At 59.1% G+C, this 23625-nt stretch carries 23 protein-coding genes; 10 read left to right on the top strand and 13 right to left on the bottom strand.

What is annotated here, in order from left to right; all coding sequences use genetic code 11:
* Positions 1 to 4 precede the first annotated feature (4 nt).
* From CHN51_RS11480 to CHN51_RS11445, 8 genes are all read left to right on the top strand, one after another.
* On the top strand, positions 5 to 433 hold the full coding sequence (locus tag CHN51_RS11480; RefSeq protein WP_100094136.1) for a hypothetical protein: 429 nt from the start codon (positions 5 to 7) through the stop codon (positions 431 to 433).
* Between the two features lie 120 nt (positions 434 to 553).
* A complete protein-coding gene (locus CHN51_RS11475) occupies positions 554 to 823 on the top strand; it encodes a hypothetical protein (RefSeq protein WP_100094135.1) in 270 nt (89 codons plus the stop codon).
* A 138-nt stretch (positions 824 to 961) separates the two neighbouring features.
* Positions 962 to 3103, top strand: coding sequence for a TonB-dependent receptor plug domain-containing protein (locus CHN51_RS11470; protein ID WP_123906308.1), 2142 nt, complete (start codon positions 962 to 964; stop codon positions 3101 to 3103).
* A 64-nt stretch (positions 3104 to 3167) separates the two neighbouring features.
* Positions 3168 to 4976, top strand: coding sequence for an ABC transporter ATP-binding protein/permease (locus tag CHN51_RS11465; RefSeq protein ID WP_100094133.1), 1809 nt, complete (start codon positions 3168 to 3170; stop codon positions 4974 to 4976).
* Between the two features lie 79 nt (positions 4977 to 5055).
* Positions 5056 to 6834: a DNA helicase RecQ gene (gene recQ / locus CHN51_RS11460; protein ID WP_100094132.1), complete on the top strand. Its 1779-nt coding sequence runs from the start codon at positions 5056 to 5058 to the stop codon at positions 6832 to 6834.
* Positions 6835 to 6944: 110 nt separating this feature from the next.
* Positions 6945 to 7370: a TIGR01244 family sulfur transferase gene (locus CHN51_RS11455; RefSeq protein ID WP_100095600.1), complete on the top strand. Its 426-nt coding sequence runs from the start codon at positions 6945 to 6947 to the stop codon at positions 7368 to 7370.
* 45 nt (positions 7371 to 7415) lie between these two features.
* Positions 7416 to 8381 carry a sterol desaturase family protein gene (locus CHN51_RS11450; protein WP_100094131.1) on the top strand — a complete coding sequence of 322 codons (966 nt, stop codon included), beginning with the start codon at positions 7416 to 7418 and terminating at the stop codon, positions 8379 to 8381.
* Positions 8315 to 9904 (top strand): GMC family oxidoreductase N-terminal domain-containing protein, encoded by a 1590-nt coding sequence (locus CHN51_RS11445; protein ID WP_100094130.1) that lies wholly within the window; start codon positions 8315 to 8317, stop codon positions 9902 to 9904. The genes CHN51_RS11450 and CHN51_RS11445 overlap by 67 nt, the downstream gene beginning before the upstream one ends.
* Before the next feature lie 28 nt (positions 9905 to 9932).
* Here the strand turns inward: CHN51_RS11445 and CHN51_RS11440 are convergent, their stop codons facing one another.
* From CHN51_RS11440 to CHN51_RS11385, 11 genes are all read right to left on the bottom strand, one after another.
* Positions 9933 to 11507: a sodium/solute symporter gene (locus tag CHN51_RS11440; protein ID WP_100094129.1), complete on the bottom strand. Its 1575-nt coding sequence runs from the start codon at positions 11505 to 11507 to the stop codon at positions 9933 to 9935.
* Positions 11508 to 11657: 150 nt separating this feature from the next.
* Positions 11658 to 12968, bottom strand: coding sequence for an ammonium transporter (locus tag CHN51_RS11435; RefSeq protein WP_100094128.1), 1311 nt, complete (start codon positions 12966 to 12968; stop codon positions 11658 to 11660).
* 15 nt (positions 12969 to 12983) lie between these two features.
* A complete protein-coding gene (locus tag CHN51_RS11430) occupies positions 12984 to 13322 on the bottom strand; it encodes a P-II family nitrogen regulator (protein WP_067201060.1) in 339 nt (112 codons plus the stop codon).
* Between the two features lie 142 nt (positions 13323 to 13464).
* Positions 13465 to 14295: a patatin-like phospholipase family protein gene (locus CHN51_RS20330; RefSeq protein ID WP_164089136.1), complete on the bottom strand. Its 831-nt coding sequence runs from the start codon at positions 14293 to 14295 to the stop codon at positions 13465 to 13467.
* Positions 14292 to 14504 carry a DUF2007 domain-containing protein gene (locus tag CHN51_RS11420; protein ID WP_100094126.1) on the bottom strand — a complete coding sequence of 71 codons (213 nt, stop codon included), beginning with the start codon at positions 14502 to 14504 and terminating at the stop codon, positions 14292 to 14294. Before CHN51_RS11420 ends, CHN51_RS20330 begins: the two co-directional genes overlap by 4 nt.
* Positions 14505 to 14507: 3 nt before the next feature.
* The gene (locus CHN51_RS11415; protein ID WP_100094125.1) at positions 14508 to 15065 is read right to left on the bottom strand and encodes a pyridoxamine 5'-phosphate oxidase family protein; all 558 of its coding nucleotides are present in this window, start codon (positions 15063 to 15065) and stop codon (positions 14508 to 14510) included.
* Positions 15066 to 15077: 12 nt separating this feature from the next.
* Positions 15078 to 15569: a CPBP family glutamic-type intramembrane protease gene (locus tag CHN51_RS11410; protein ID WP_164089134.1), complete on the bottom strand. Its 492-nt coding sequence runs from the start codon at positions 15567 to 15569 to the stop codon at positions 15078 to 15080.
* A 17-nt stretch (positions 15570 to 15586) separates the two neighbouring features.
* Positions 15587 to 16120, bottom strand: coding sequence for a DUF924 family protein (locus CHN51_RS11405; RefSeq protein ID WP_100094123.1), 534 nt, complete (start codon positions 16118 to 16120; stop codon positions 15587 to 15589).
* A 277-nt stretch (positions 16121 to 16397) separates the two neighbouring features.
* Positions 16398 to 17825, bottom strand: coding sequence for a metalloprotease TldD (tldD, locus tag CHN51_RS11395; protein WP_100094121.1), 1428 nt, complete (start codon positions 17823 to 17825; stop codon positions 16398 to 16400).
* A gap of 48 nt (positions 17826 to 17873) precedes the next feature.
* A complete protein-coding gene (locus CHN51_RS11390; protein WP_100094120.1) occupies positions 17874 to 18083 on the bottom strand; it encodes a zinc-finger domain-containing protein in 210 nt (69 codons plus the stop codon).
* Between the two features lie 68 nt (positions 18084 to 18151).
* Positions 18152 to 18694 carry a DUF4402 domain-containing protein gene (locus CHN51_RS11385; RefSeq protein WP_100094119.1) on the bottom strand — a complete coding sequence of 181 codons (543 nt, stop codon included), beginning with the start codon at positions 18692 to 18694 and terminating at the stop codon, positions 18152 to 18154.
* 430 nt (positions 18695 to 19124) lie between these two features.
* Between CHN51_RS11385 and CHN51_RS11380 the strand changes: the two genes are divergently transcribed.
* Both CHN51_RS11380 and nadB read left to right on the top strand, forming a co-directional pair.
* Complete coding sequence (locus tag CHN51_RS11380) at positions 19125 to 20063, top strand: ABC transporter ATP-binding protein (protein ID WP_100094118.1); 939 nt, start codon at positions 19125 to 19127, stop codon at positions 20061 to 20063.
* A 102-nt stretch (positions 20064 to 20165) separates the two neighbouring features.
* Positions 20166 to 21758 carry an L-aspartate oxidase gene (gene nadB, locus CHN51_RS11375; protein WP_100094117.1) on the top strand — a complete coding sequence of 531 codons (1593 nt, stop codon included), beginning with the start codon at positions 20166 to 20168 and terminating at the stop codon, positions 21756 to 21758.
* A gap of 39 nt (positions 21759 to 21797) precedes the next feature.
* On the opposite strand, the gene CHN51_RS11370 is transcribed toward nadB, so the two are convergent.
* Entirely contained in the window at positions 21798 to 22808 is a 1011-nt protein-coding gene (locus tag CHN51_RS11370) for an NAD(P)-dependent alcohol dehydrogenase (protein ID WP_100094116.1), read from the bottom strand.
* Between the two features lie 426 nt (positions 22809 to 23234).
* Positions 23235 to 23525, bottom strand: coding sequence for a GIY-YIG nuclease family protein (locus CHN51_RS11365; protein ID WP_100094115.1), 291 nt, complete (start codon positions 23523 to 23525; stop codon positions 23235 to 23237).
* Between the last annotated feature and the right edge of the window lie 100 nt (positions 23526 to 23625).

Below are 23625 nucleotides of genomic sequence, written 5' to 3'. Positions count from 1 at the left end.
TGTTATGAACAAATCTGTGGTTCTGACAATTCTGATGCTTGGCACCGCGGGATCCGTCGCCACGTCGGCGATTGCGCGCGATCCGATTGCTGCGATGATGGCAGGTGAATCGATGGTCTCGGGGAAAAAGCTCGAGCAAGCGATCGAGCGGGCATCCGAACATCCCTTCGGGAGCGCTGAAAATCCGGTGCGGGCAGCCATGCCGCAGGGGCAGCGCGCCTATCTGAACCGGCTGCAATGTTCCGACGGCTCGGCTCCGGCTTATGCGCGGGGCGGAAGCGTCGGGGCCAGTCCTTATGGCAATATGATGGATGTCTATAATGTGGACTGTGGCGAAGCCGCACCGGGAAAGGTCAATGTCTATATGGACATGTACCACAAAGGACATGTCGAGACCGAAGCGGTGCCGGGCTTCACGATAACGGCGCCTTGATCGCCAGCCCGGACTGAAGCCGCCGCAAGGCCGTGCACAGGCGGAACCTGTGTCTGCCCGACCGGAGGCTTATTTATCTGAGCAAATGACAATGGCAGCAAACGGGCCTATATTGCAGCCATGTATATTTTCATCATCTTCCTCTGCGGCATCGGCAATTTCGCGATGCACAAGGCCATGCTCGAGAGCAATCATCCGCTGATGGCCGAAGCGCGTGGCAGTTTCCGGAAGATTCTCGGCCCCCACGGCAGCTATTTTCTGGAATTTTTCATGCTCGCCGCGGCGATGATCTTTGCCAATATGGGGATGCTCAGCGCGGTGATTTTCTATTTTGTCTACACGCTCGCCAATTGCGCGGCGGCCTGGGTGCTTTTCTTTCATAAACCATAAGATTCGAAGGATTTACCGCCCGGCACAGAGGAAGCTGTTTGTCCGACTACGAATGTAGTTTATCGAAAGCCGGTATCGGGTGCAACCAATCGGACATAGCAGCACCCCATCCACAACGGATGCCTGGGGAGGAATATTTTGCACAATCGAAACCGCGCTTTGAAACGCTTTGTCATGGGAGCAATGATCGGTTCCGCGCTCTTCCCCGTCGCAGCACAGGCGCAAAGCGACAGTCTCTCGTCGCTGCAGCCCCGCATCGAGGACGGACGGCAGGTCTACGAGTCCGAACAATTTGTCCGCTTCAATCCCCGCACCGCGCTGGACATGGTCCGCCAGGTACCCGGCTTCATTATCGACACGGGCGACGACGATGAACGCGGTCTGGGCCAGGCCGATGAAAATGTGCTGATCAATGGCGCTCGCATATCGGGCAAGAATAGCGACGCCTTCACCTTTCTCGGCCGGATTTCCGCGGCCAATGTCATGCGCATAGAAATCGTCGATGGCGCCACGCTGAGCATTTCCGGCCTGTCCGGCCAGGTGCTCAATCTTGTGACCAACACTAGCGAGACCAGCGGGCTGCGCGGCAGTTTCAAATGGGAACCGGTATGGCGCCGCGCGGGCAATGACTGGCTTTCCGGCGACGCCTCTGTCAGCGGCAAACTGGGCAAGGGCGATTTTACCCTGTCGGTCGAAAATGATGCGGCGCGCAACGGCGTCGAAGGACCGGAACAGGTCACCGACCGCTTCGGCAATCTATTGTTCGAGCGCGACGAGGTCGCCCGCTATCGCCAGGAGGCGCCGAAGCTGAGCGGAGCCTATAGCCGCACCAGCGACAGCGGTTCGACATTCAACGCCAATGCCGCCTATCAACTGTTCCGGCGCCGGGAAACGGTGGACACCGATCGCACCCAGGCCAGCCAGCCCGATATTTTCGAACATTATTCCAGCCGCGAGAATGAATGGAATGCCGAATTCAGCGCAGACTATGAATTCGGTCTCGGCAGTGGCCGTCTTAAGCTCATCGGCTTGCAGCGTTTCGAACATAGTCCGGTCAGCGATTTCTTTGGCCAGACATTTACCGACGGCGTCACGCCCGCCAACGGCAGCCGCTTTGACACGGTGACCGATGAGGGCGAGTCGATCCTGCGCGCCGAATATGGCTGGAAAACGACCGGCGGAACCGACTGGGGCGTCAGTGTCGAAGGCGCCTATAATTTTCTCGACAATGAAGGCATGCTGGCGGCGCTCGACGATCAGGGCATATTCCAGCCGGTCGCGCTGACCAACGCCAATAGCAAGGTCACCGAATATCGCGGCGAGATCATCGGCTCCTATGGGCGTCCGCTGACGGAGACGCTCACCCTGCAGGCGACATTGGGCGGTGAATATAGCAAGATCAGCCAGAGCGGCGCGGCGGGCCAGAGCCGGTCGTTCATTCGCCCGAAGGGATCCGTATCGCTGGCATGGCGACCGCAGCCGGCTCTCGACATCAGCCTGAAGATCGACCGGTCGGTCGGCCAGCTCAATTTCTTCGACTTCGTCCAGTCGGTCGATGTATCGCAAAATAACGGCAATGCCGGAAATCCCGAACTGGTCCCGCCGCAAAGCTGGCGCGCGGAGCTGGAGGCGACGCAGAAACTGGGGCCATGGGGATCGCTGACCGTCAATATTTACGGCGAGAAATTCAGCGATATTGTTGATTCCATCCCGATCACGGCCACCACCGAGGCGCGCGGCAATCTCGACAGCGCGACAAGCTATGGCGTGGAAATGGTGACCAGCATATTGTTCGATCCCATAGGCTGGAATGGCGCCAAGCTTGATGTCGAAGGCGAGCTTCGCAAAAGTTCGCTGCGCGATCCCCTGACAGGCATCCACCGGCGGATCAGCGATGACAAGATATTTACCTATGAAGCCACATTGCGTCACGATATTCCCGGCAGCAACTGGGCATGGGGCGCCGGTGTCGAGGATTTCCGCTATTCGGATTTTCTGCGGCTGGACCAGATCACCCGCTTTCGCACGGGCGCGCCCTATAGCTGGATATTTGTCGAGCATAAGAATGTGTTCGGACTGACCGTGCAGGCCAATCTCGGCAATCTGTTCGGTCGGTCCGAGAATTTCACCCGCACCGCCTTTGGTGATCTTCTGGGTCAGCCGGGGGATCTGGACCGCGGATTTATGAGAGGCAGGCGCAACGGACCGGTCGCCTTTGTCGAGGATCGCAGCCGCGAATTCGGCCTGATCTACCGGCTGACGGTCAGCGGCAGCTTCTGACGCACCCCGCTGGTGAATTTATAGCCGGATAGACTTTCGGCGCCGTCGGTCCTACATCCGGCCCATGCCACCTGATTATGCCACCGAGGGTCAGATCGACCCGCCGATGATCCCTACGCTCAAGCGGTTCCTGCCCTATCTCTGGCCCAAGGGCGAGCCGGGGCTGCGGTTGCGTATCATCATTGCCGGCCTGCTGGTGTTATGCGCCAAGGCCGCCGTTCTGACGATGCCGTTTCTGTACAAGGCGGTCATCGACGGCATGTCGGACGAGGATCTCGGCACCGAACTGACGGTCTTGCTCGCGCTTGTCGCGGCTTATGGCCTAGCCCGCTTCGGTCAGGTGATGTTCGACAATCTGCGCAATATCGTGTTCGAAAAGGTTGGCCAGCAGGCCGCGCGGCGCCTTGCCACCAATGTCTTCACGCACCTCCACAGCCTGTCGTTGCGCTTCCATCTGGGCCGCCGCACCGGCGAAGTCACCAAGATCATCGAACGCGGGACCAAGAGTATCGATATCATGCTCTATTTCCTGCTGTTCAACATCGCGCCGACGGTCGTCGAGCTGACCGCGGTGCTGGTCATTTTCCAGATCAAATTCGGCTTCGGGCTGGTCGCCGCAACGATGGCGATGGTCGTCATATACATCACCTTCACCCGCAAGGTCACCGACTGGCGCAATGCGCTGCGGGCGAAGATGAACGACATGGATACAAGGGTAATCGGCCGCTCGGTCGATGCTTTGCTCAACTACGAGACGGTCAAATATTTCACCGCCGAACAGCGCGAGGCCGAGCGCTATGACAAGGCGATGAAAGACTGGGCCGCCGCTGCGGTCAAATCGGAAAATTCGCTTGGCCTGCTCAATATCGGCCAGTCGATCATCACCAATCTGACAATGATCGGCGCGATGGCGTTCAGCGTCTACGGCTGGCAACAGGGCGATCTGACGGTCGGTGATCTGGTGCTGGTCAACGCGCTGCTGATGCAGCTGTTCCGGCCGCTCGACCTGCTCGGTATGGTCTATCGCACCATCCGTCAGGGCCTGGTCGACATGGACGCGATGTTCAAGCTAATCGATACCAAGCAGGAAGTCGTCGACAAGCCGGACGCAAAGGCGCTGCAGATTTCCGAGGGCACGGTGCGCTTTGAAAATGTCGTGTTCAACTATGATGACGATCGCCAGATATTGCACGGGCTCGATTTCGAGGTGCCGGCGGACGGAACGCTCGCCATTGTCGGGCCTTCCGGTGCCGGCAAATCGACAATCGCGCGATTGCTGTTCCGTTTCTATGATCCGCAGGCCGGACGGATATTGATCGATGGCCAGGATATAGCCGAAGTCACCCAGCACAGTCTGCGCGGCGCAATCGGCATTGTTCCGCAGGACAGCGTACTGTTCAACGACAGCATCGGCTATAATATCGGTTATGGCCGCGAAGGGGCAACCCAGATCGAGATCGAGGATGCCGCGCGCGGCGCCGCTCTGGATGACTTTATCGCCAAATTGCCGGACGGCTATGACACACAGGTCGGCGAGCGCGGGCTGAAACTGTCCGGCGGCGAGAAACAGCGCGTCGCAATCGCGCGGACATTGCTGAAAAACCCGCCGATCCTGATCCTCGACGAAGCCACGTCGGCGCTCGACAGCCGTACCGAGGACGAAATCCAGGCGACGCTTGCCAAGATATCGGAACGGCGGACCACCTTGATCATCGCCCACCGGCTATCGACCATCACCCATGCCGACGAAATTATCGTGCTCAACGAAGGGCGGATCGCCGAACGCGGCAGCCACCGGCAGTTGCTGGTCAAGCGCGGGCTCTATGCGGACATGTGGAAGCGGCAGGCGGAGGACCAGCGGGAACCCGCCTGACCGCCAGCCAAAATACCATTTTCGGTCATTTGCGATTTTGCGGTTTCGCATGGTGGCGTCTCTGGCTAGGGAATGATCCATGACCGAAGCGCTCCTTCCCCTGCTCAAATCGACATTCGGCTACAGCAGCTTTCGCGGCATGCAGGAACCAGTGATGGACCGGGTGATGGCGAAGCGAAACACGCTTGCCGTGATGCCGACCGGGTCGGGCAAGTCTCTCTGCTACCAGCTTCCCGCCATTGCCAACAAGGGCACCACCATTGTGATCTCCCCGCTGATCGCGCTGATGCACGACCAGTTGCGCAGCGCCGAGGCGGTCGGGATAAGGGCGGCCACCCTCACCTCCGCCGATGACAATCGCGCGGAGACGATTGCCCGGCTAAGGGCGGGCGAGCTGGACCTGCTCTACGCCGCGCCGGAACGTGCTTCCCAGCCCCATTTCCGGGAATTGCTGGAGCAGACCGATGTTTCGCTCTTCGCCATCGACGAAGCGCATTGCGTGTCCGAATGGGGTCATGATTTCCGCCCCGACTATCGCCTGCTGCGCCCGCTGCTCGACCATTTCGGGTCAGTGCCAAGGCTGGCGCTGACCGCTACCGCCGATGCGCATACCCGCGACGATATATTGGTGCAGCTGGGGATCGAGCAGGACGGGCTGATCCTCGCTGGTTTCGACCGGCCCAATATCCGCTACAGCATGAGTCCGCGCAGCGGCCTTGCACGGCAGGTCGGCGATCTGGTCGACCGCATCCCGGGACCGGGCATAATCTATGCGCAGACCCGCGCCGCGACCGAGAAAATGGCCAGCCAGATTGCTGCTACCGGACGCAGCGCGCGCGCCTATCACGCTGGCCTGCCACCGGAAGTGCGCCAGCAGAACCAGCATAATTTCGTTGCTTCGGAAGATATGGTGATGGTCGCCACGATCGCCTTTGGCATGGGCATCGACAAGCCGGATGTCCGCTTTGTTGCCCATGCCGGGCTGCCCAAATCGATTGAGGCTTATTATCAGGAAACCGGCCGCGCCGGCCGCGACGGCGACCCGGCCGAAGCGCATATGTTCTGGGGTGCGGAAGATTTCGCCAGAGCGCGGCAGCGGCTTGGCGAGATCGACGAGACCCGACTGGAGAGCGAGCGGACCAGGCTGGCGGCGCTCGGCGGTCTGGTCGAAACCCCGGGGTGCCGCCGCGCGGTGTTGCTCCGCCATTTTGGCGAAAATCCTCCCGAGCGATGCGGCAATTGCGACAATTGCCTGAACGCTCCGAAGACCCGCAATGTCACCGAACTGGCACGCAAATTCTTGTCCGCCGTTTACCGCACCGGCCAGAGTTTCGGGGTCACCCATCTCGAAGCCGTTCTCACCGGCAGGCAGGATGAAAAAATCCTCTCGCGCGGCCACGACCAGCTGTCGGTTTTCGATATTGTCGGAGAGGAGGAAGCTGCACTGATCAAGCCGGTGTCCCGCTCGCTGCTACTCCGCGATGCTTTGCGCAACACCGAACATGGCGGCCTGATGTTCGGCCCCGAGGCGCGCAAGATACTCAAGGGTGAACAGGAAGTCGCCATCGTCGAACCGCCCAAGCGTGCCTCACGCAAACGGCGCGGGGGCACGGCCTCGCCAAACCCCTTTGGCGATCCCCTGTTCGAAGCACTGCGGGCAAAGCGCATGGAACTGGCCAAGGAACTCGGCGTCCCGCCTTATGTCATCTTCCATGACAGCGTGCTGCGTGATATGACCGGCCTGAAACCGGGCAGCCTGTCGGCGCTCGGCGAGCTGCCGGGCATCGGCGCAGCCAAACTGGAGAAACATGGTGAAGCCTTTCTGGCCGTGATCCGTGAAATGACCGAAGCGGCATGAAACGATATTTCAACCTGGTCTCCGTTATATTACCTATTGTCCTGGCGGGCTGTAGCGCGGCAACGGCGACCGCCAACGACAGCAATGTTCCGACAGAGGAGACCCAGAATATGTTCCGCAAGATCAATGACAATCTCAGCGTATCGCCGCAAATCTCGCTGGACGATGTCGCCGCTGCCAAGGCCGAGGGCGTCAGCCTGATCATCAACAACCGCCCCGACGGCGAGGATCCGGGTGCCCCGCAAAGCGCCGACATCGAAGCGGCCGCGCGGGACGCCGGCCTGAAATATATCGCGATTCCGATCACGCACAGTGGCTTTTCCGGCCCGCAAGTCGATGCGATGATTGCCGCGCTTGCCGAAGGGGACAAAGCCCTCGCCTATTGCCGCTCGGGCACCCGCTCGACTCTGTTATGGGCGCTGGCGCAGGCAAAACAGGGCATGGAACCCGACGAGATCGCACGGCTGGCTGGCAATGCCGGCTATGATATTACGCCGGTCCGCGCGATGATTGATGCGCTGGCCGCCGGAAGCTGACGCTAGAGGCTAGACAGTCACTAACATTGGTGTAAATAGTCGGTTATGGAGAACCTGCCATCACCGACGACCTGGGCGATTCCCTTTTTCGTCATCACCGTTGCACTGGAATGGTGGTGGAGCCGGAAAAACGCCCGGGTTCGCTATGAAACCAAAGATGCCTTCACGTCGCTGGCGCTGGGGACCGGCAGTCTCGTTGCCGGCATCCTGACCGGCGGCTTTGTTCTGGCGCTGAGCCTTTGGGTTTACGAGCACCGCATTTTCGATATCCAGCTCGGCTGGCCCAATGCGCTGTGGATCGTGCCACTGGCCTTCGTTCTCGACGATTTCACCTATTACTGGTTCCACCGCACCGCGCACCGCGTCCGCTGGTTCTGGGCGGCGCACGTGATCCACCACAGCAGCCAGCATTATAATCTGACCACGGCCTTGCGGCAGACCTGGACGGGCTTTTTTGCCCTCAGCTTTCTCTTCTCGATGCCACTCTTTTACCTGGGCTTTCCGCCGGCGCTGATATTCTTCCTGTCGGGACTGAACCTGATCTATCAATATTGGATCCACACCGAGGCGATCGACCGGATGCCACGCTGGTTTGAGGCGGTGATGAACACCCCTTCCCACCACCGCGTGCACCATGCGACCAATCCGCGCTATCTCGACCGCAATTATGCCGGCGTCTTCATCATCTGGGACAAGATGTTCGGGACCTACGAACCGGAAACCGATGCCGAGAATATCCGCTATGGCATCATCAAGAACCTCGACAGTTTCAACCTGTTCTGGGCCGCCTTCCATGAATGGATCGGCATCGCGAAGGATTTGTGGAGCGCCCCGTGGCGCTACAAGATCAACTATTTAATCAAACCGCCCGGGTGGAGCCATGACGGCTCCCGGGAAAGCAGCGAGACCATAAAGGCACGCTGGGCAGAGCAGGAGAGAAATACATGGCAGAATTTGACTTCATCGTCATCGGCGGCGGTTCCGCCGGCAGCGCAGTCGCAGGACGGCTGAGCGAAGACGGCAAGCACACGGTGTGCCTGGTCGAAGCGGGCGGACGCAATAATAATTTCCTCGTCGAGACGCCGGGGATGATGCCTTTCCTGCTGAAAAACGCCAACTGGAAGTTCGATACGGTCCCGCAAAAGGGGCTCAACGGCCGCACCGGCTATCAGCCGCGCGGGCGCGGTCTTGGCGGTTCCAGCGCGATCAACGCGATGGTCTATATCCGTGGCAATAAATGGGATTATGACAATTGGGCCGCGATGGGCTGTGACGGCTGGTCCTATGATGATGTCCTGCCCTATTTCAAAAAATCCGAAGGCAACGAACGCGGCGGCGACGATTATCATGGCGGTGATGGGCCGCTGTCCGTCTCCGACCAGAAATGGCCCAATCCGGGAAGCCTCGCCTTTGTCGAAGCGGCGCGCAATCTCCAGCTGCCTATTCTCGACGATTTCAATGGCGAGAAGCAGGAAGGCATGGGCATCTACCAGGTGACCCAGAAAGCCGGCGAACGCTGGTCCGCGGCCCGCGCCTATGTCGAACCGGCCCGTTCCCGCCCGAACCTGACGATCCGGACCAACGCGCTGGTCGAGAAGCTGGTGGTCAAGGACGGACGGGTGACTGGCGTGCAAGTCCGGCGCGGCTCCAAGAGCGAGACAATGAACGCGCGCGCTGCGGTGATATTGTCTGCCGGCGCCTTCGGATCGCCGCATATCCTGCAGCTCTCCGGCATCGGTCCGGCGGCGCATCTGAAAGACAAGGGCGTCGATGTCGTGCTGGACAAGGGAGAAGTCGGCAAAAATCTGAAGGACCATATCGACTTTGTTTCCGGCTACAAGACCGAGTCCAAGGAGCTGATCGGGGACTCGCTTGCCGGCACGGTGCGCATGGCCAAGGCGATCCTGCAGCACCGTTTCAAGCGGACCGGTATCATGACCACACCCTATGCCGAAGCGGGCGGCTTCTGGAGCAGCGGCCCCGACGTTCCTGCCCCGGATATCCAGTATCATTTCGTCCCGGCGATGCTCGAGGACCATGGCCGCGAATCGGTCAAGGGCCACGGTTTCAGCTGCCATGCCTGCGTCCTGCGCCCGCACAGCAAGGGCACGGTCCGGCTAAATGATACGAACCCGGCAGCCCCGCCGGCCATCGATCCGAATTTCCTCGACGATGACCGGGATATCGCGACCCTGCGCAAGGGCGTGCGGCATATGAAGCGGATATTGGAAAGCCCGCCGCTGACGCAATATGCCCCCACCGACCGCCACCCGATCAACATGACTGACGATGCCGAGCTGGACGCGCTGATCCGCGACCGCGCCGACACCGTCTATCACCCGGTCGGCACCTGCCGCATGGGTGTCGACGCGGATGCCGTCGTCGATGCGCGCCTGAAATTCCGCGGACTCGAAGGCCTCTATATTGCCGATGCCTCGATCATGCCGGAGATCATCAGCGGCAACACCAACGCGCCGAGCATCATGATCGGCGAGCGGGCGGCGGAATTCATCAAGGCCGATCTGGCCGGCTGACGGTTTCGCTGCCGACCGGTCGATGCGCCTAGAATCTCTCGATCGACAGGGAAATCAGGAAGATGAGGCAAACGAACAGGGTCAGACCTGTCGTCGCAAGGAAGATGTGTCTTGGCGAGACACGTTCCCTGGGCCAATTGGCTGGACCGCCGGCAAGCGGCATCTTTCCCGAGGCCAGCGACAGCAGGATTGCCACCGAGAGAGTCACCAGCAGTCCGATAAGATTCCACCACATCCAGAAAAGGCCGGGCTGGAACTGCCAGAAATAGAGGTTGAGGGCGACCCCGCACAGAAAGCCGATATTGCTGCTCAGGACGGTTCTGCGCCGCCACAGGATGGCGATCAGGAACACGCCGAGAACCGGGCCGTAGAGCGCCGATCCCACTTTGTTGATCGCTTCGATGACCGTGGCAGAAATATCGCCCGAATAGATCGAAAAATAGAGGATCAGCCCGCCCCAGAACAGCGCCAGCAGGCGCGCCAGCCTGATTTCCTGACGGGCATCGCCAAGCTGCAGCCCAAAGCCCTTCAAATCCGCGATCGTCACCGCCGACAGCGAATTCACCGCCGAGCTGAGCGTCGACATCGCCGCCGACATGATCGCGACCAGCAACAGGCCGATGATGCCATGGGGCAGAAATTCGAGAATGAAAAAGGGCATCAGATAGTCCGGACGATCATCCGGAATGAGCGAGAGAAAGGCGCTGTCGCCCGTTGCAATCACGCCCACCGCGAGGCCGGTGATGCAATAGAGAAGCGTCACGGGAAAGCGCAGCAAGGCGTTTGCCGTAAGCAATTTGCGAATATCCCCGAGGCTTTTGGCCGACAGCGACCGTTGGGCCTGGGTCTGGTCGCAGGCATAATAAGACACATAGAGCACGAAGCCGCCGAACAGCATCGGCAACAGGGCAAATTCGTCGGTCACAAGCCCCGCATAGGTCCAGTCGACAACCCGTAACCGTTCCGGATCTATGCTCGCCCAGAATATATCGAAGCCGCCGATGAACGTGATCGCATAGGCCAGACAGACCAGCAGGCCGAAGACGATCAGCACCATCTGGATCGCATCGGCGTAGACCACCGCCCGGATGCCGCCGAGAAAGGAATAGACGATGGTGATTATGCTGATCGCCAGGATCGACTGGAGGAATGGAACGCCCAGCACCGCCTCGATGATGATACCGGTCGTATAGACCATGATGCCGGTGCCGAAGGCGCGCACGATCTGGAAGGCGACACTGATCAGGAAGCGCGTCGACCGGCCGATCCGCTGCTCGAGAAAGTCGAATATGCTGATCACGCCGGAGCGATAGAGCGGCGGCATGATCACGAACATCACCAGCAGCATCGCCAGCGGCAGCGCGAATTCGAAGGTCAGCCATTTCAGCCCGCCGCCTTCCCGCAGGCCGACAAAAGCCGGCGCCGAGATAAAGCTGATGGCCGATAATTGGGTGGCCATGGCCGACAGACCGAGCGGGAACCAGCCTATAGCCTTGTTGCCGAGAAAATAGTCGCCTTCGTCATTCTGCTTGCTGAGGAACAATCCGAACATCAGCATCGCCGCGAGATAGGCGATGACCACGAGATAGTCGAAACTGTTCATTTATCCGGTCTGCAGCCCGTGGTTATCTGTTGATGACAAAAAAAGGCCGGGATGCTTTCACATCACCGGCCATAAAGTTATTTGTTCGCAGGAGGAACAATGTGAGGCGCCGACCCGAGTTTTGGGAGGAGAAGGCCGGCGCCAAACTGGTTAGCCTTTGGCAAATTCCGGATAGGCTTCGACACCCACTTCGGCGATGTCCATGCCGAGCATTTCCTGCTCTTCACTCGGACGCACACCGATGGTGTATTTAAGCGCAAACCAGACGATGGAGCTCGTGATCATCACGAACACGCCAGTGGCCACAACACCGGTAAGCTGTGCAACAAACGGCACTTCGGTGTTGGAGAAAGGAACGATCAGCGTACCCCAGATACCAGCCATAAGGTGGACAGGGATGGCACCGACGACATCATCGATCTTCAGCTTGTCGAGCATCGGAACGGCGAAGACAACGATTGCGCCACCGATACCACCGATCAGCAGAGCCTGCGGTACCGACGGAGCCAGTGGCTCTGCGGTGATCGAGACCAGACCGGCCAGTGCACCGTTGAGCGCCATCGTAACGTCGATCTTCTTGTACATGATCTGGGTCAGGATGATCGCGACAACGACGCCTGCTGCTGCAGCCATATTGGTGTTGACGAAGATCTTGGAGACATCGCTGACATCGCTGATCGTGCCCATGGCAAGCTGCGATGCACCGTTGAAGCCGAACCAGCCGAGCCACAGGATGAACGTACCCAGGGTCGCCAGTGGAATGCTCGAACCCGGCATGACCGTAACCTTGCCGTTGATATAGCGTCCCAGACGGGGGCCGACAATCAAGGCACCAGCCAAAGCCGCCCAGCCACCGGTCGAGTGGACCAGCGTGGAACCGGCGAAATCACTGAAGCCCATTGCGTCGAGCCAGCCTGCGCCCCATTCCCAGCTGACAATCACGGGATAAATGAACCCGGTCAGCACGAACACAAAGATGAAGAACGGAATGACTTTCACCCGTTCCGCAACGGTGCCGGATACAATCGACGCCGTGGTTGCACAGAAAACCATCTGGAAGAACCAGTCGGAAGCCACCGAATAGCCGGTGTCGACATCGGCTTCACCGACGCCCTGCATGGCATAAGGGAAGTCGGCGATACCGAAATAGCCACCTTCAAAGCCCGGATAGGCAATCGAATAGCCGATGACCCAGAACATGATACCGGCGATCGAATAAAGGCCGATATTCTTCAGGCACTGCATCGACACGTTTTTCGACCGGACAAGGCCGGCTTCCAGCATGGCGAAACCGGCTGCCATCCACATGACCAGAAAACCACCGATCAGGAAAAGCAGCGTGTTGAGGATATAGGCGGTATTGGCACTGGGGTCGGCTGCTTCAACCGCCTCCTGCGCAAGCGCAGGAGCGGCGGCACCTATGACCGCCAATCCTGCAGAAATCGTCAAAAATTTTCTCATTATCTGTTTCCCCGATTAGATTGCTGTGTCGCCGGTTTCACCGGTGCGAATGCGGACGGCGTCTTCGAGACCGAGCGTGAAGATCTTGCCGTCGCCAATCGATTCCGTCCCCGCGGCGGTCTGGATCGCCTCGACCGCCTGGGCCGCGACAGCGCTGCTGCAGGCGACCTCGATTTTCAGCTTCGGAACCATGTTGGTGGTATATTCCGCGCCGCGATAGACTTCCGTCTGGCCCTTTTGCCGACCGAAGCCTTTGACTTCGGTTACGGTCATGCCGGTCACACCGACACCGGTCAGCGCTTCACGAACATCGTCAAGCTTGAACGGTTTGATTATGGCTATGATAAATTTCATTACGCCCCCTATTGTTGTTACCGGGGAACGCCTCGCAAAGCCCGTGCCAGAATCGGAAGACTTTGGATTCAATGGATTTTCAGAAAATCCGGCCGCTTAAGAAAGAGTAAATTTTGTGCATTGCAGCACGAGTGCACAATTTTTAGGCAGACCGCTCCGCCAGTTTCGCCATTATCTGCGGGATGACCTTTTCGGTCTCGCGGCGGCCGATATCGATCAGTTCCTCGGCGCGGGTGAAGTTCTGGATGTCGATATGACCGACCGGCGGTGACATCGCAAAATCGGGAGGATCGAGCGCCAGCGAGTAGCGGCCGAGATTGCGCAGCGACAGGCCGACCGAGGCCTTGACGATGGCGAGACTGTTCGGTTCCTTGGTGCCCTGCTCGGCGATTCCCGCCGCTATCGAGCGGTTGAGAAAATCGTCCTGCAGATTGACCGACAGGCACAATGCCTCGGGTGCCAGGGCCCGCACCGGCGAAACCGGGACCGGCAGGGCTGCTCCTCCGTCGACCAGCAGGCGGCCTTCATGCTGCACCGGCTTGAAAATGCCGGGCAGCGACATGGAGGCGCGGATCGCCGGCACCAGCTTGCCCGATTTCATCACAATCGTGTCGCCGGTGCGCAGATCAGCCGCAATCGCCGCGACCGGAAAGGGCAGATCCTCAAATGTAAGCTGGCCGAATTCGGTCTCCAGCTCCTTCTCGATATTACGCGCGCCCATGACCGCGCCGCGCTTGAAATGCGGATCCATGAAACGCAGCATGTTCCGGAAGTTGACGTTGCGCGCCATGTCCTCGAGATAGTCGAGCTTGCCGACCGCATAGCTCGCTCCGGTGATCGCTCCGATGGACGTGCCCGCAATCGCCGCAATTTCCAGCGGACTATCGTCAATCGCCCGCAGCACCCCGATATGGGTCCAGCCGAGGCCCGCTCCACCGCCCAGCGCAAGGGAAATTTTTCCGGCGCCGGTCACAGCGCGACATCCTCTGCCAATATCGCCCTTGCTTCGGCCAAATCCTCGGCCAGCACCATCACCCGCGCGGGCAATGCGATGCCGGCGCCCTCGACGATATTGACATTGCTGTCAAAACAGACCGCGCCGATGCCGGCGGATTCCAGCCGCCCGCGAATGATCTCCGCTTCGACGCCGTGCATGTGACGGGACAGTTCGACCAGACTCATGGCCTATTTCCCGCCAAAATAGCGGTCCGATGCCCGCGTCGGCAGGCCGTCGATACTTTTGACCCGGCCGGCGGTTTTGGCCACCCAGGCTTCCGGATCGGCCTGACGGTGATATTTGACCAATGTTTCGCGCTCGGCTTTCATTTCCATCTGCGGTACGCCCCAGCCGCAACTGGTCTGGATATTGTCCACCTTGATGTCGAAAATCTGGCGGGTGCCGGGCAATATGTCGAAATGTGCGGCCAGTTCGTCCCAGCCGGTATCCTGCGGCAGCACCGGTTTGCCCGTACCATAGAGCCGCATGATCAGCGCCGGATTGGCAAAATTGTTGAACATGATCGTAATCCGGCCATCGGCGACCAGATGGGCGTGGGTTTCGTTGCCCGATCCGCCAAGGTCGAGATAGGCGACCCGGTCGGGGCCGAGCACGCGAAAGGCGTCATAGCCCTTGGGCGAAAGATTGATCCGGCCGTCCGCCGCCGCCGTGGCAACGAAGAACATCGGCTGCTTTGCGATGAACGCCACATGATCTTCATTCAGTGCATCGAAAAATTCCGCCATACCTCACCCTTCTCAGTAAAATGGGCCACCGAACAGCAGCTTCCAGACCAACACCAGCAACCAGTGGATCACGATCACAGGCCAAAGGGACTGCGATACAATCCGGATATGGGTCAATACTATGCCGAGGATGAACGTAGCAAATAGAAACGAAGGTTGCAGGAAAATCGCCGACCATGGGGGGCCGAAGGTCAGAGCCTGAAACGGATGCCAGAGCATGAACAGAAAGGCCGAGAGCCAGCTACCCCAGCGCTGTGAAAAGGTCGCGAGCCAGGACAGCAGCACGCCACGAAAGACCAGCTCTTCGGCTAAGGCGGGAATGAAGAACAGGATGACAGCGGCTGTCAATGCCGATGGAATATCTGTGGCAGGATCAAAGCGGAGCCAGCCGCCCAGAAAGCCCGTAAGAGCGATGATCGCCGCCGTCGGTAGAGCAACCGCAAAAGCGGCTTTCCAGCGACCGGCGTCGGGCCAAACCTTCAACGCCCGCAAGGTCTGTTTCACCGCCGCGACCACCGCGCCTACCAGCTCGCTCCGGCCTCGACCGCCTCTTGCTCTCCGGGACGAAACTGTCGGCCCAGAACTCTATTGCGATGCGGGAAGCGACCGAATTTCGCGATTATATCGCGATGTTCGTTGGCGAATTTCTCGTTGCTGCCGAGTTTCGTGAACAGCGTCACAGACCGGTTCTGCAATTGCAGGTCCTCGGCGTGCATGAACGGCATGTAGAGAAAGGCGCGTTGCTTTTCGGGCAATTGCTCGTCCAGTTCCAGATCGGCCGCTTTTCCGGCAATCTGCTGCGCCAGATGATCGGTGGAAAAAGCGTCGGCGCTGTCGCGGAACATATTGCGCGGGAACTGGTCGAACAGGATCACGGCGGCCAGCGCGGTTTCAGGAGAGTCCAGAAATGCACTGGCGGTTTTCGCCTTCTGCTCTTCCCATAGCTCGAGGAAACGCTCTTTTATCTGCTCGTCTGTGGCATCGCTCTTGGCCCACCAGTCCTTGGGGTCAAGATCCTCAAACCAGAAGGATAATATTTCGGCAGGCCAGTTCATTAGGAAAACCTCATAGTCTAAGTGGGCGTTGATGTTTAATTGACCTGCTTATACTGATTAAGTTAACTGAAGTAATTGATGATTGGGGGAATATCATGTCACAAGTTAGCTTCATATGGAGAGTCTTTTTCTCATTAACTTTTCTAACCATTGTAACTGCGATTTTAAGCGGAACTTTTGACAATGATGGTTTTTGGTCTTTGGCAAAGCTTTTTGGCGTTGGCGCGATAATCAGCTTTGTCGCGGCAGTTTTGATGTCAATCTGGAGCGACTGGCTTTAGGCCGTCCCCCCGACGGTCAGCCCTTCCACCAGCAGGGTCGGCTGGCCGACGCCAGCGGGCACGGACTGGCCACCCTTGCCGCACATGCCGATGCCTTCGTCGAGCGCCATGTCATTGCCGATCCCGGCGACCTTGGTCAGCACGGTCGGGCCGTCGCCGATCAGCGTCGCGCCCTTGATCGGCGCGCCAAGCTTGCCGTTCTCGATCTTGTACGCCTCGGTGCAGGAGAAAACGAATTTGCCCGAGACGATATCGACCTGCCCGCCGCCGAAGCTTTTCGCGTAAATGCCGTTCTTGACGCGGCTCATCAGCTCGTCCGGGTCATCCTTGCCGCCGCGCATGAAGGTGTTGGTCATCCGGGGCATCGGCGCGTGGGCATAGCTTTCGCGCCGTCCGTTGCCGGTAGCGGGGACGCCCATCAGACGGGCATTCAGCCGGTCCTGCATATAGCATTTCAATATGCCGTCCTCGATCAGGACATTTTCCTGCGTCGGCGTGCCCTCGTCATCGATGCTCAGCGATCCGCGCCGTTCCTTGATCGAACCATCGTCGACCACGGTGACGCCGGGCGCCGCGACGCGCTGACCGATCTTGCCGGAAAAGGCGCTGGTGCCCTTGCGGTTGAAATCGCCCTCGAGACCATGGCCGATCGCTTCGTGGAGAATGATGCCGGGCCAGCCCGGGCCGAGCAACACGGTCTGTTCACCGGCTGGCGCATCGACGCTCTCGAGATTGACCAGAGCCTGTGCCAATGCTTCGTCGACGGCGCGGTTCCAGCGCGCTTCCTCGAACAGATCGTCGTAAAGATAACGCCCGCCCATGCCGAAGCTGCCGCTTTCGCGCCGGCCATTTTGTTCGGCGACGATCGATACGTTGAGCCGGACCAAAGGCCGCACATCGGTGGCGACAAAACCATCGGGCCGGACGATTTCGACAACGCTCCAGCTGCCCGAGAGGCCCACGGAAACCTGGGAAACGCGAGGATCACGGGCGCGGGCGGCGGCGTCAATCTGCTGGCAGAGCGCGACTTTTTTCGCGAAGGGTATCGCCTCCAGCGGATTGGCTTCGCCATAAAGATGGCGGTTGTTGCCGCGTGGTGGCGGGGCTTTCTCGCCCTTCGCCGGATCGAGCAATTGCAGGGTCTGGGCGGCGCGACGGATCGCCGCCTCGCTGGTCTCGTTGCTGTAGGAAAAACCGGTCATCTCGCCCGACACGCCGCGCAGGCCAAAGCCGCTGTCGGTGCTATAGTCGGCGGTCTTCAGACGACCGTCATCAAAGCCGAAACTCTCCACCGCGCTATATTGCAGATAAAGTTCGCCATCGTCGCAAGCCGAAAGGCTGTCGGCAACGAGCGCTTTGGCGCGCTCCGGATCGAGGCCATCGGGACGATAGAGAAACGAGCGGGGATCAAGCTTTTGTGTCATCCCCCATATATAGAAATATATTGGGGAGCTTGCACCCCCTATGTCGGATTAATCTTCGGTCAGCGCCGGAGAAACATCGGCAGGACCGCCGGTGAGAACGAATCGGCGGTCGCAATAGCCGCACTCGACATAGCCTTTTTCGTCGATTTCCAGCCAGACACGGGGATGGCCGAGCGCAGCACCGCCCGGAATATCGGTTGATCCGTCACAGGACACGCGCTTCTTGGAAGTTTTGACGATTTCGGGAATTTCGATCATGCCGGTGAATTAGCAACAGATTTGCGGGGGCGCAATATTTTCTCACGCCCCGCGATGATGATCCGCCATCATTGATAGTCGACGGTCATGATGAAGGATCCGCGATAGGCCCCTGTCTGCTGGTTGGGATTCACGCGCAGTCGCCCCCCGACCGTCAGGTCATAGATGCCGAGCGTCCCTAGCAGGCCGCGCACGAAGGTGCTGAAATTGCGGTTTCCGTTGCCGATCGCCAGCCGGTCGATCCGCATCTGGTCCGTGCCATTTGCATGAGTCACGAGCATCGATCCGGGAATCGATATCTCTACGATCTGGTTCGGTCCGCCATAGATTATGAAATTGGCCGGGCTGGTCACGCCTCCGGCAAGCGTCACCCCGCCGGTTGTCGATATATCGCCGTTGCGGGTATCGATAGTGACCGTGCCGTTCCCGGTGCCGGAAATGATGTTGCCATATTGCAGGTCCCGGGTCTTGACCACGGACAATGGTCCAATGGTCACAGCCCGGGCATCATTTTCAGCTGCTTGGGCGAAGGCGGCCGGTGCACCTGTCAAAACGACAAGCACGATAAAAAGGCCGCCAATCAGGCGTGGTAAGATTTGTTCTCTGGTCATCACAAAATCTGTCCTATATCGGTTGTTAACTGTCTTAGATCGATAGTCGTAAATTTACCTTTACCCGCATGGTTAAAATCACGGTAACCCTTGAAGACAACCGAACAAGTTGTTGAATTTATTCGCCAACATCTGACATCTTGCCCCTCGACCGGTCGCTCGCGCCGCCCGTGCACCACCGTTTGCGACAGGCAGCCGGCCGGCAGGATGTTCCGTTTTTCCCGTTCCGGGCCGTCTAGTCGGCAGGCATGAAGCAAATGGGGCAGCAAGATGGTTAACACCGGATCAACCTATTGCCACCGGACTGCCGCCGGGCGAATGATGGCTGTCGCTCGCGACCTGCCTCGCCGCGGACGGGCGCAATTCCCCACAACACCACATCCCTGCCAAAGGCTTTGATTATGAGAATTAATATGGGTATGCCGCCCCAATGAATGATGCAGCGATTTCGATACAGAATCTTTCCAAAACCTACGCCGGCGGCAAGCAGGCGCTCGACGATGTCAGTTTCGACGTCCCGCGCGGTTCAATCTTCGGGCTTCTCGGCCCCAACGGCGCTGGCAAATCGACACTGATCAACATTCTTTCCGGAATGGTCCGCAAGACCGGTGGCAATGCCAGCATCTGGGGCTTCGATATCGACGACAGCCCGCGCAATGCGAAAGCGTCGATCGGCATCGTGCCGCAGGAAATCATCTTCGATCCCTTCTTCACACCTTCCGAAGCACTGGAAGTGCAGGCCGGCCTCTATGGTGTACCGAAAGCGAAACGCCGGACCATGGAATTGCTGCGCGCCGTCCATCTGGAAGACAAGGCCGACGCTTATGCCCGAACGCTGTCGGGCGGGATGAAGCGGCGGCTGCTGGTGGCCAAGGCCATGGTCCATTCACCACCAATTCTGGTGCTCGACGAGCCGACCGCGGGCGTCGATATCGACCTGCGCCAACAATTGTGGGAATATGTCGTCGAACTCAACAAGGCCGGCGTGACCATCGTTCTGACGACCCATTATCTCGAAGAAGCGGAGAATCTCTGCGACCGCATCGCGATTATCAATCACGGCAAGCTGATCGCCAACAAGCCGACGCCGGAACTGGTCGACATGGCGCGCGAAAAGCTGGTCGAGCTGACGCTGGACCGCGACATCAGCGAGGCGCAGGACGCGGTGTCCTTCGCCAACAAGCTGTTCGAGAAGGCCGAGATTATCGGTCCGCGCACGGTGGCGGTGACCTATAACAAGGACCGCACCAACGCCGGCGGGGTGATGGCGGCGGTTCAGGAGCGCGGCTTTGCCATCGTCGAGGTTACCACCAGAGAAGCGGATCTCGAGGATGTGTTTCTCAACCTGACCCGCGCCAAAGCGGCGTGAGAATTATGTACGCGCCGGGGGCCGCCAATGGTGAACCAGTCGAACCACGGCATTTAGCGGAGAGCGGTCCTTCGACAGGCTCGGGACGAACGGAATTTTAAATTGAATCATGACGTTATCATAGTCGGATCCGGTGCAGCTGGACTGAGCGCAGCCATCACGCTGGCCCGTACCCACAAGGTGCTGGTGCTGGCCAAGGGTGAACTGACCGGCGGCTCTACGGCCTGGGCGCAGGGCGGGATTGCCGCCGTGCTCGACGCGGGCGACACGTTTGAAAATCATATCAACGATACGATGGTTGCCGGTGCCGGGCTGAACCGCCGCGAAACCGTCGAATTTGTCGTGGAAAATGCACCAGCCGCGATTGAGCGACTGGAAGACATGGGCGTCCCCTTCAACAAGGAGGCGGAAGTCCTGCATCTCACCCGCGAAGGCGGGCACAGCCACCGGCGCATCGTCCATGTTGACGACGCAACCGGCTGGGCGGTGCAGGAAGCCTTGCAGAATACCGCTGCCGCGCACCCGAATATCACGCTACGCCCGCATATGGTGGCGATTGACCTGATCGTCGACCGCCATGCGGAAACCCCGACCGGCGCCAAAAATGTCTGGGGCGTCTATGCGCTGAACAACGAAACCGGCCATGTCGAAACGCTGACTTCGCGCGCGACAATCATGGCCAGCGGCGGGGCCGGACGAACCTATCTCTTCTCGACCGCACCGCGCGGCGCGACCGGCGACGGCATCGCCATGGCCTGGCGGGCGGGTGCGCGGGTTTCCAATATGGAGATGATGCAGTTCCATCCGACCTGCCTCTATAATCTCGAGGTCAAGAATTTCCTGATCACCGAAGCGGTGCGCGGCGAAGGCGGGCATCTCAAACTGCCCGCCGATGCCGGCGACGAAGCCGGTGACCGCTTCATGCAGCGTTTCGATCCGGAACGGATGGAACTGGCCCCGCGCGATATTGTCGCCCGCGCCAATGACCACGAGATCAAACGGCTCGGGCTGGACTATGTCCATCTCGACATTTCCCACCGCGATCCGGAATTTGTGAAGGGGCATTTCCCGAATATCTATGAAAAGCTGATCGGCTTGGGCATCGACATGACAACCGGTCCGATTCCGGTGGTTCCCGCACAACATTATACCTGCGGCGGGATATTGATCGATCTGGCCGGCCGCACCGACTTGCCCGGCCTTTATGCAGCGGGTGAAGCCAGCGAAAGCGGCCTGCACGGTGCCAACCGTCTGGCCTCCAATAGCCTGCTCGAATGTTTCGTCTTCGGCGACGCCGCGGCGCGGGATATCGCCGAACATTGGGATGACCTCCCTGCCCCGCCGGCAATCCGCCCGTGGGATGAAAGCCGCGTCACCGACAGCGACGAGGAAGTCGTGATCAAGCAGACCTGGACCGAAATCCGCCGTTTCATGTGGAATTATGTCGGCATCGTCCGCACCACCAAACGCCTCGAACGCGCCCAGAACCGCATCAATCTGCTGCGTGAAGAGGTCGAGGAATATTACAGCAATTTCCGCGTCACCCAGGATCTGATCGAACTGCGCAATCTGATCGAGGTGGCGGATCTGATCGTGAAGTCAGCGCTGGCTAGGAAGGAAAGCCGGGGGCTGCATTATATTACCGACTATCCGGAATTGTCGGATGAGGCGGTGGATACGGTGTTGGTGCCTTAGGCTTGATTTGAGCCTGAATCCCGGCAGTCCGCGTCCGCCTCAATTATCCAGCACGATACGATAGCGCGCCTCCCCACTCTCCAGATGCGCCAGCGCCTCGTTGATCTTCCCGAAGGGGAAATGCTCGGTAACAGCTTTGATGTTATGGCGCGCGCAAAACTCAAGCATGTCGGCAAGTGTCCGAGGGCTCCCGACGAGGGAGGAAGAAAGCGACAATTGCGAAAACATCAGCGGCATCAGCTGCAGCTCGGCAGGCACAGCCTGAACACCGAGAAAATGCAATCGGCCTTTTGGCTTCAGCATGGCAATGATGGCATTCCAGTCCAGTGCCACATCGACCGTGCTCAAAATCACGTCGAAACTGCCTGCTGCCGCGGCTATGGCTTCGGGGTCGCGGGAATTGATCACGTCATGGGCACCGAAAGCCACGGCTTCGTCATTTTTGGAAGCACTGGACGTCAGCGCCGTGACATGACAGCCCCAGGCCTTGCCGAATTGTAATGCCAGATGCCCCAGGCCACCAATACCCAGCACAGCGATGCGGTCGGTTGGCTTGATGTCAAATTTCACAAAGGGATTGAAAACGGTGATGCCTGCGCAGAACAATGGCCCTGCATCCCGGGAGTCCAGTCCGTCCGGCAGTTTTATCACGCTGACGCCCGACGCCCGGACGATGTCCGCAAACGCTCCGTGACGGCCGGGTGACACCGTAGACTGGACGGTTTCGCAGAGATTGTGATCGCCGTTCAGGCATTGTGAACAGGTCATGCAATAATGCGAATGGCCGCCCAGCCCGACGCGGTCGCCTTTCTTGACATGTGTCACTTCAGCGCCCGTCTCGATCACGGTGCCGGTGGCTTCATGCCCGCCGACGAAGGGAAATTCGGTGATGCCCCAGGCGTTGTTGCGCAAGCTGAGGTCGGTATGGCAGAGACCGCAATGCTCGACCCTGATATCGATATCGTTGGAACCCAAAGGCCCCAATTGATATTCGAACGGTTCCAGCTGGTTTCCGGCCTGAGGGGCTGCAAATGCCTTTACAGTGCGCATGGTGGCGATTCTCCTGTGCTCGCGATATGATTTTGAGCGAACCTGTCATATCCCGATGCTTTAAGACACTGTCATATCAGGTGATCCCGAAGGTCGTGACCATCATTGGCGTGATCATATCCTGCCGCTTTGCCAGTCGATCGCACCACTTTGGCGCTCGCCGTATTTTTCGCCGGATGTTCCGGTTCAAACGACAGAGGCCTCACCTCCTGTCGGCAGGCAGATGCAACTGGCCGGGGTCGGGTGAAAGTCTCCGCCGCGAGGTCTTTTGCACCGCATAGACCTGCCAAGTGAAGCAGGGAGCGGCCTTCGGGCGCCCCAGAGAAGTGTTTGCCTCCAAAGCTCCGCATCACGTGCGGAGCACAGCATTTGTTCCAGCGAGCGCCTGCAATAATGTGCTCCGCGCTTGACGCGGAGCACTGCGGGCTAGACGATATCGTGGTAGAGATCGCGCCATTCGGGGTTACCCTCCTCAATCAGCGCTATTTTCCATTCCCGGCGCCATTTCTTGAGTTTCCATTCACGCGCCCTTGCGTCCTGAATATCATCATGCGTTTCAAACCAGACCAGCAAGGAACAATCATGTTCCTTCGAATATCCCTCGATCAGCTTGTTGCGATGCTGATAGACGCGCTGCACCAGATTGCTGGTGACGCCGAGATAGGTTTTTCCGCGCCGGCGGTTGGCCATGAGATAGACGTAGCCGGATCTGGTCATGGAATTGCCATTTCGCTTGCCTCCAGAGCTCCGCATCAAGTGCGGAGCACAATTCTCTCCATGTGCTCCGCGCGTGACGCGGAGCCCTGCGGGCTAGGCG

This window comes from Sphingorhabdus sp. YGSMI21, assembly GCF_002776575.1.
GTDB lineage: Bacteria > Pseudomonadota > Alphaproteobacteria > Sphingomonadales > Sphingomonadaceae > Parasphingorhabdus.
This window is presented reverse-complemented; position numbering and strand designations above follow the sequence as displayed.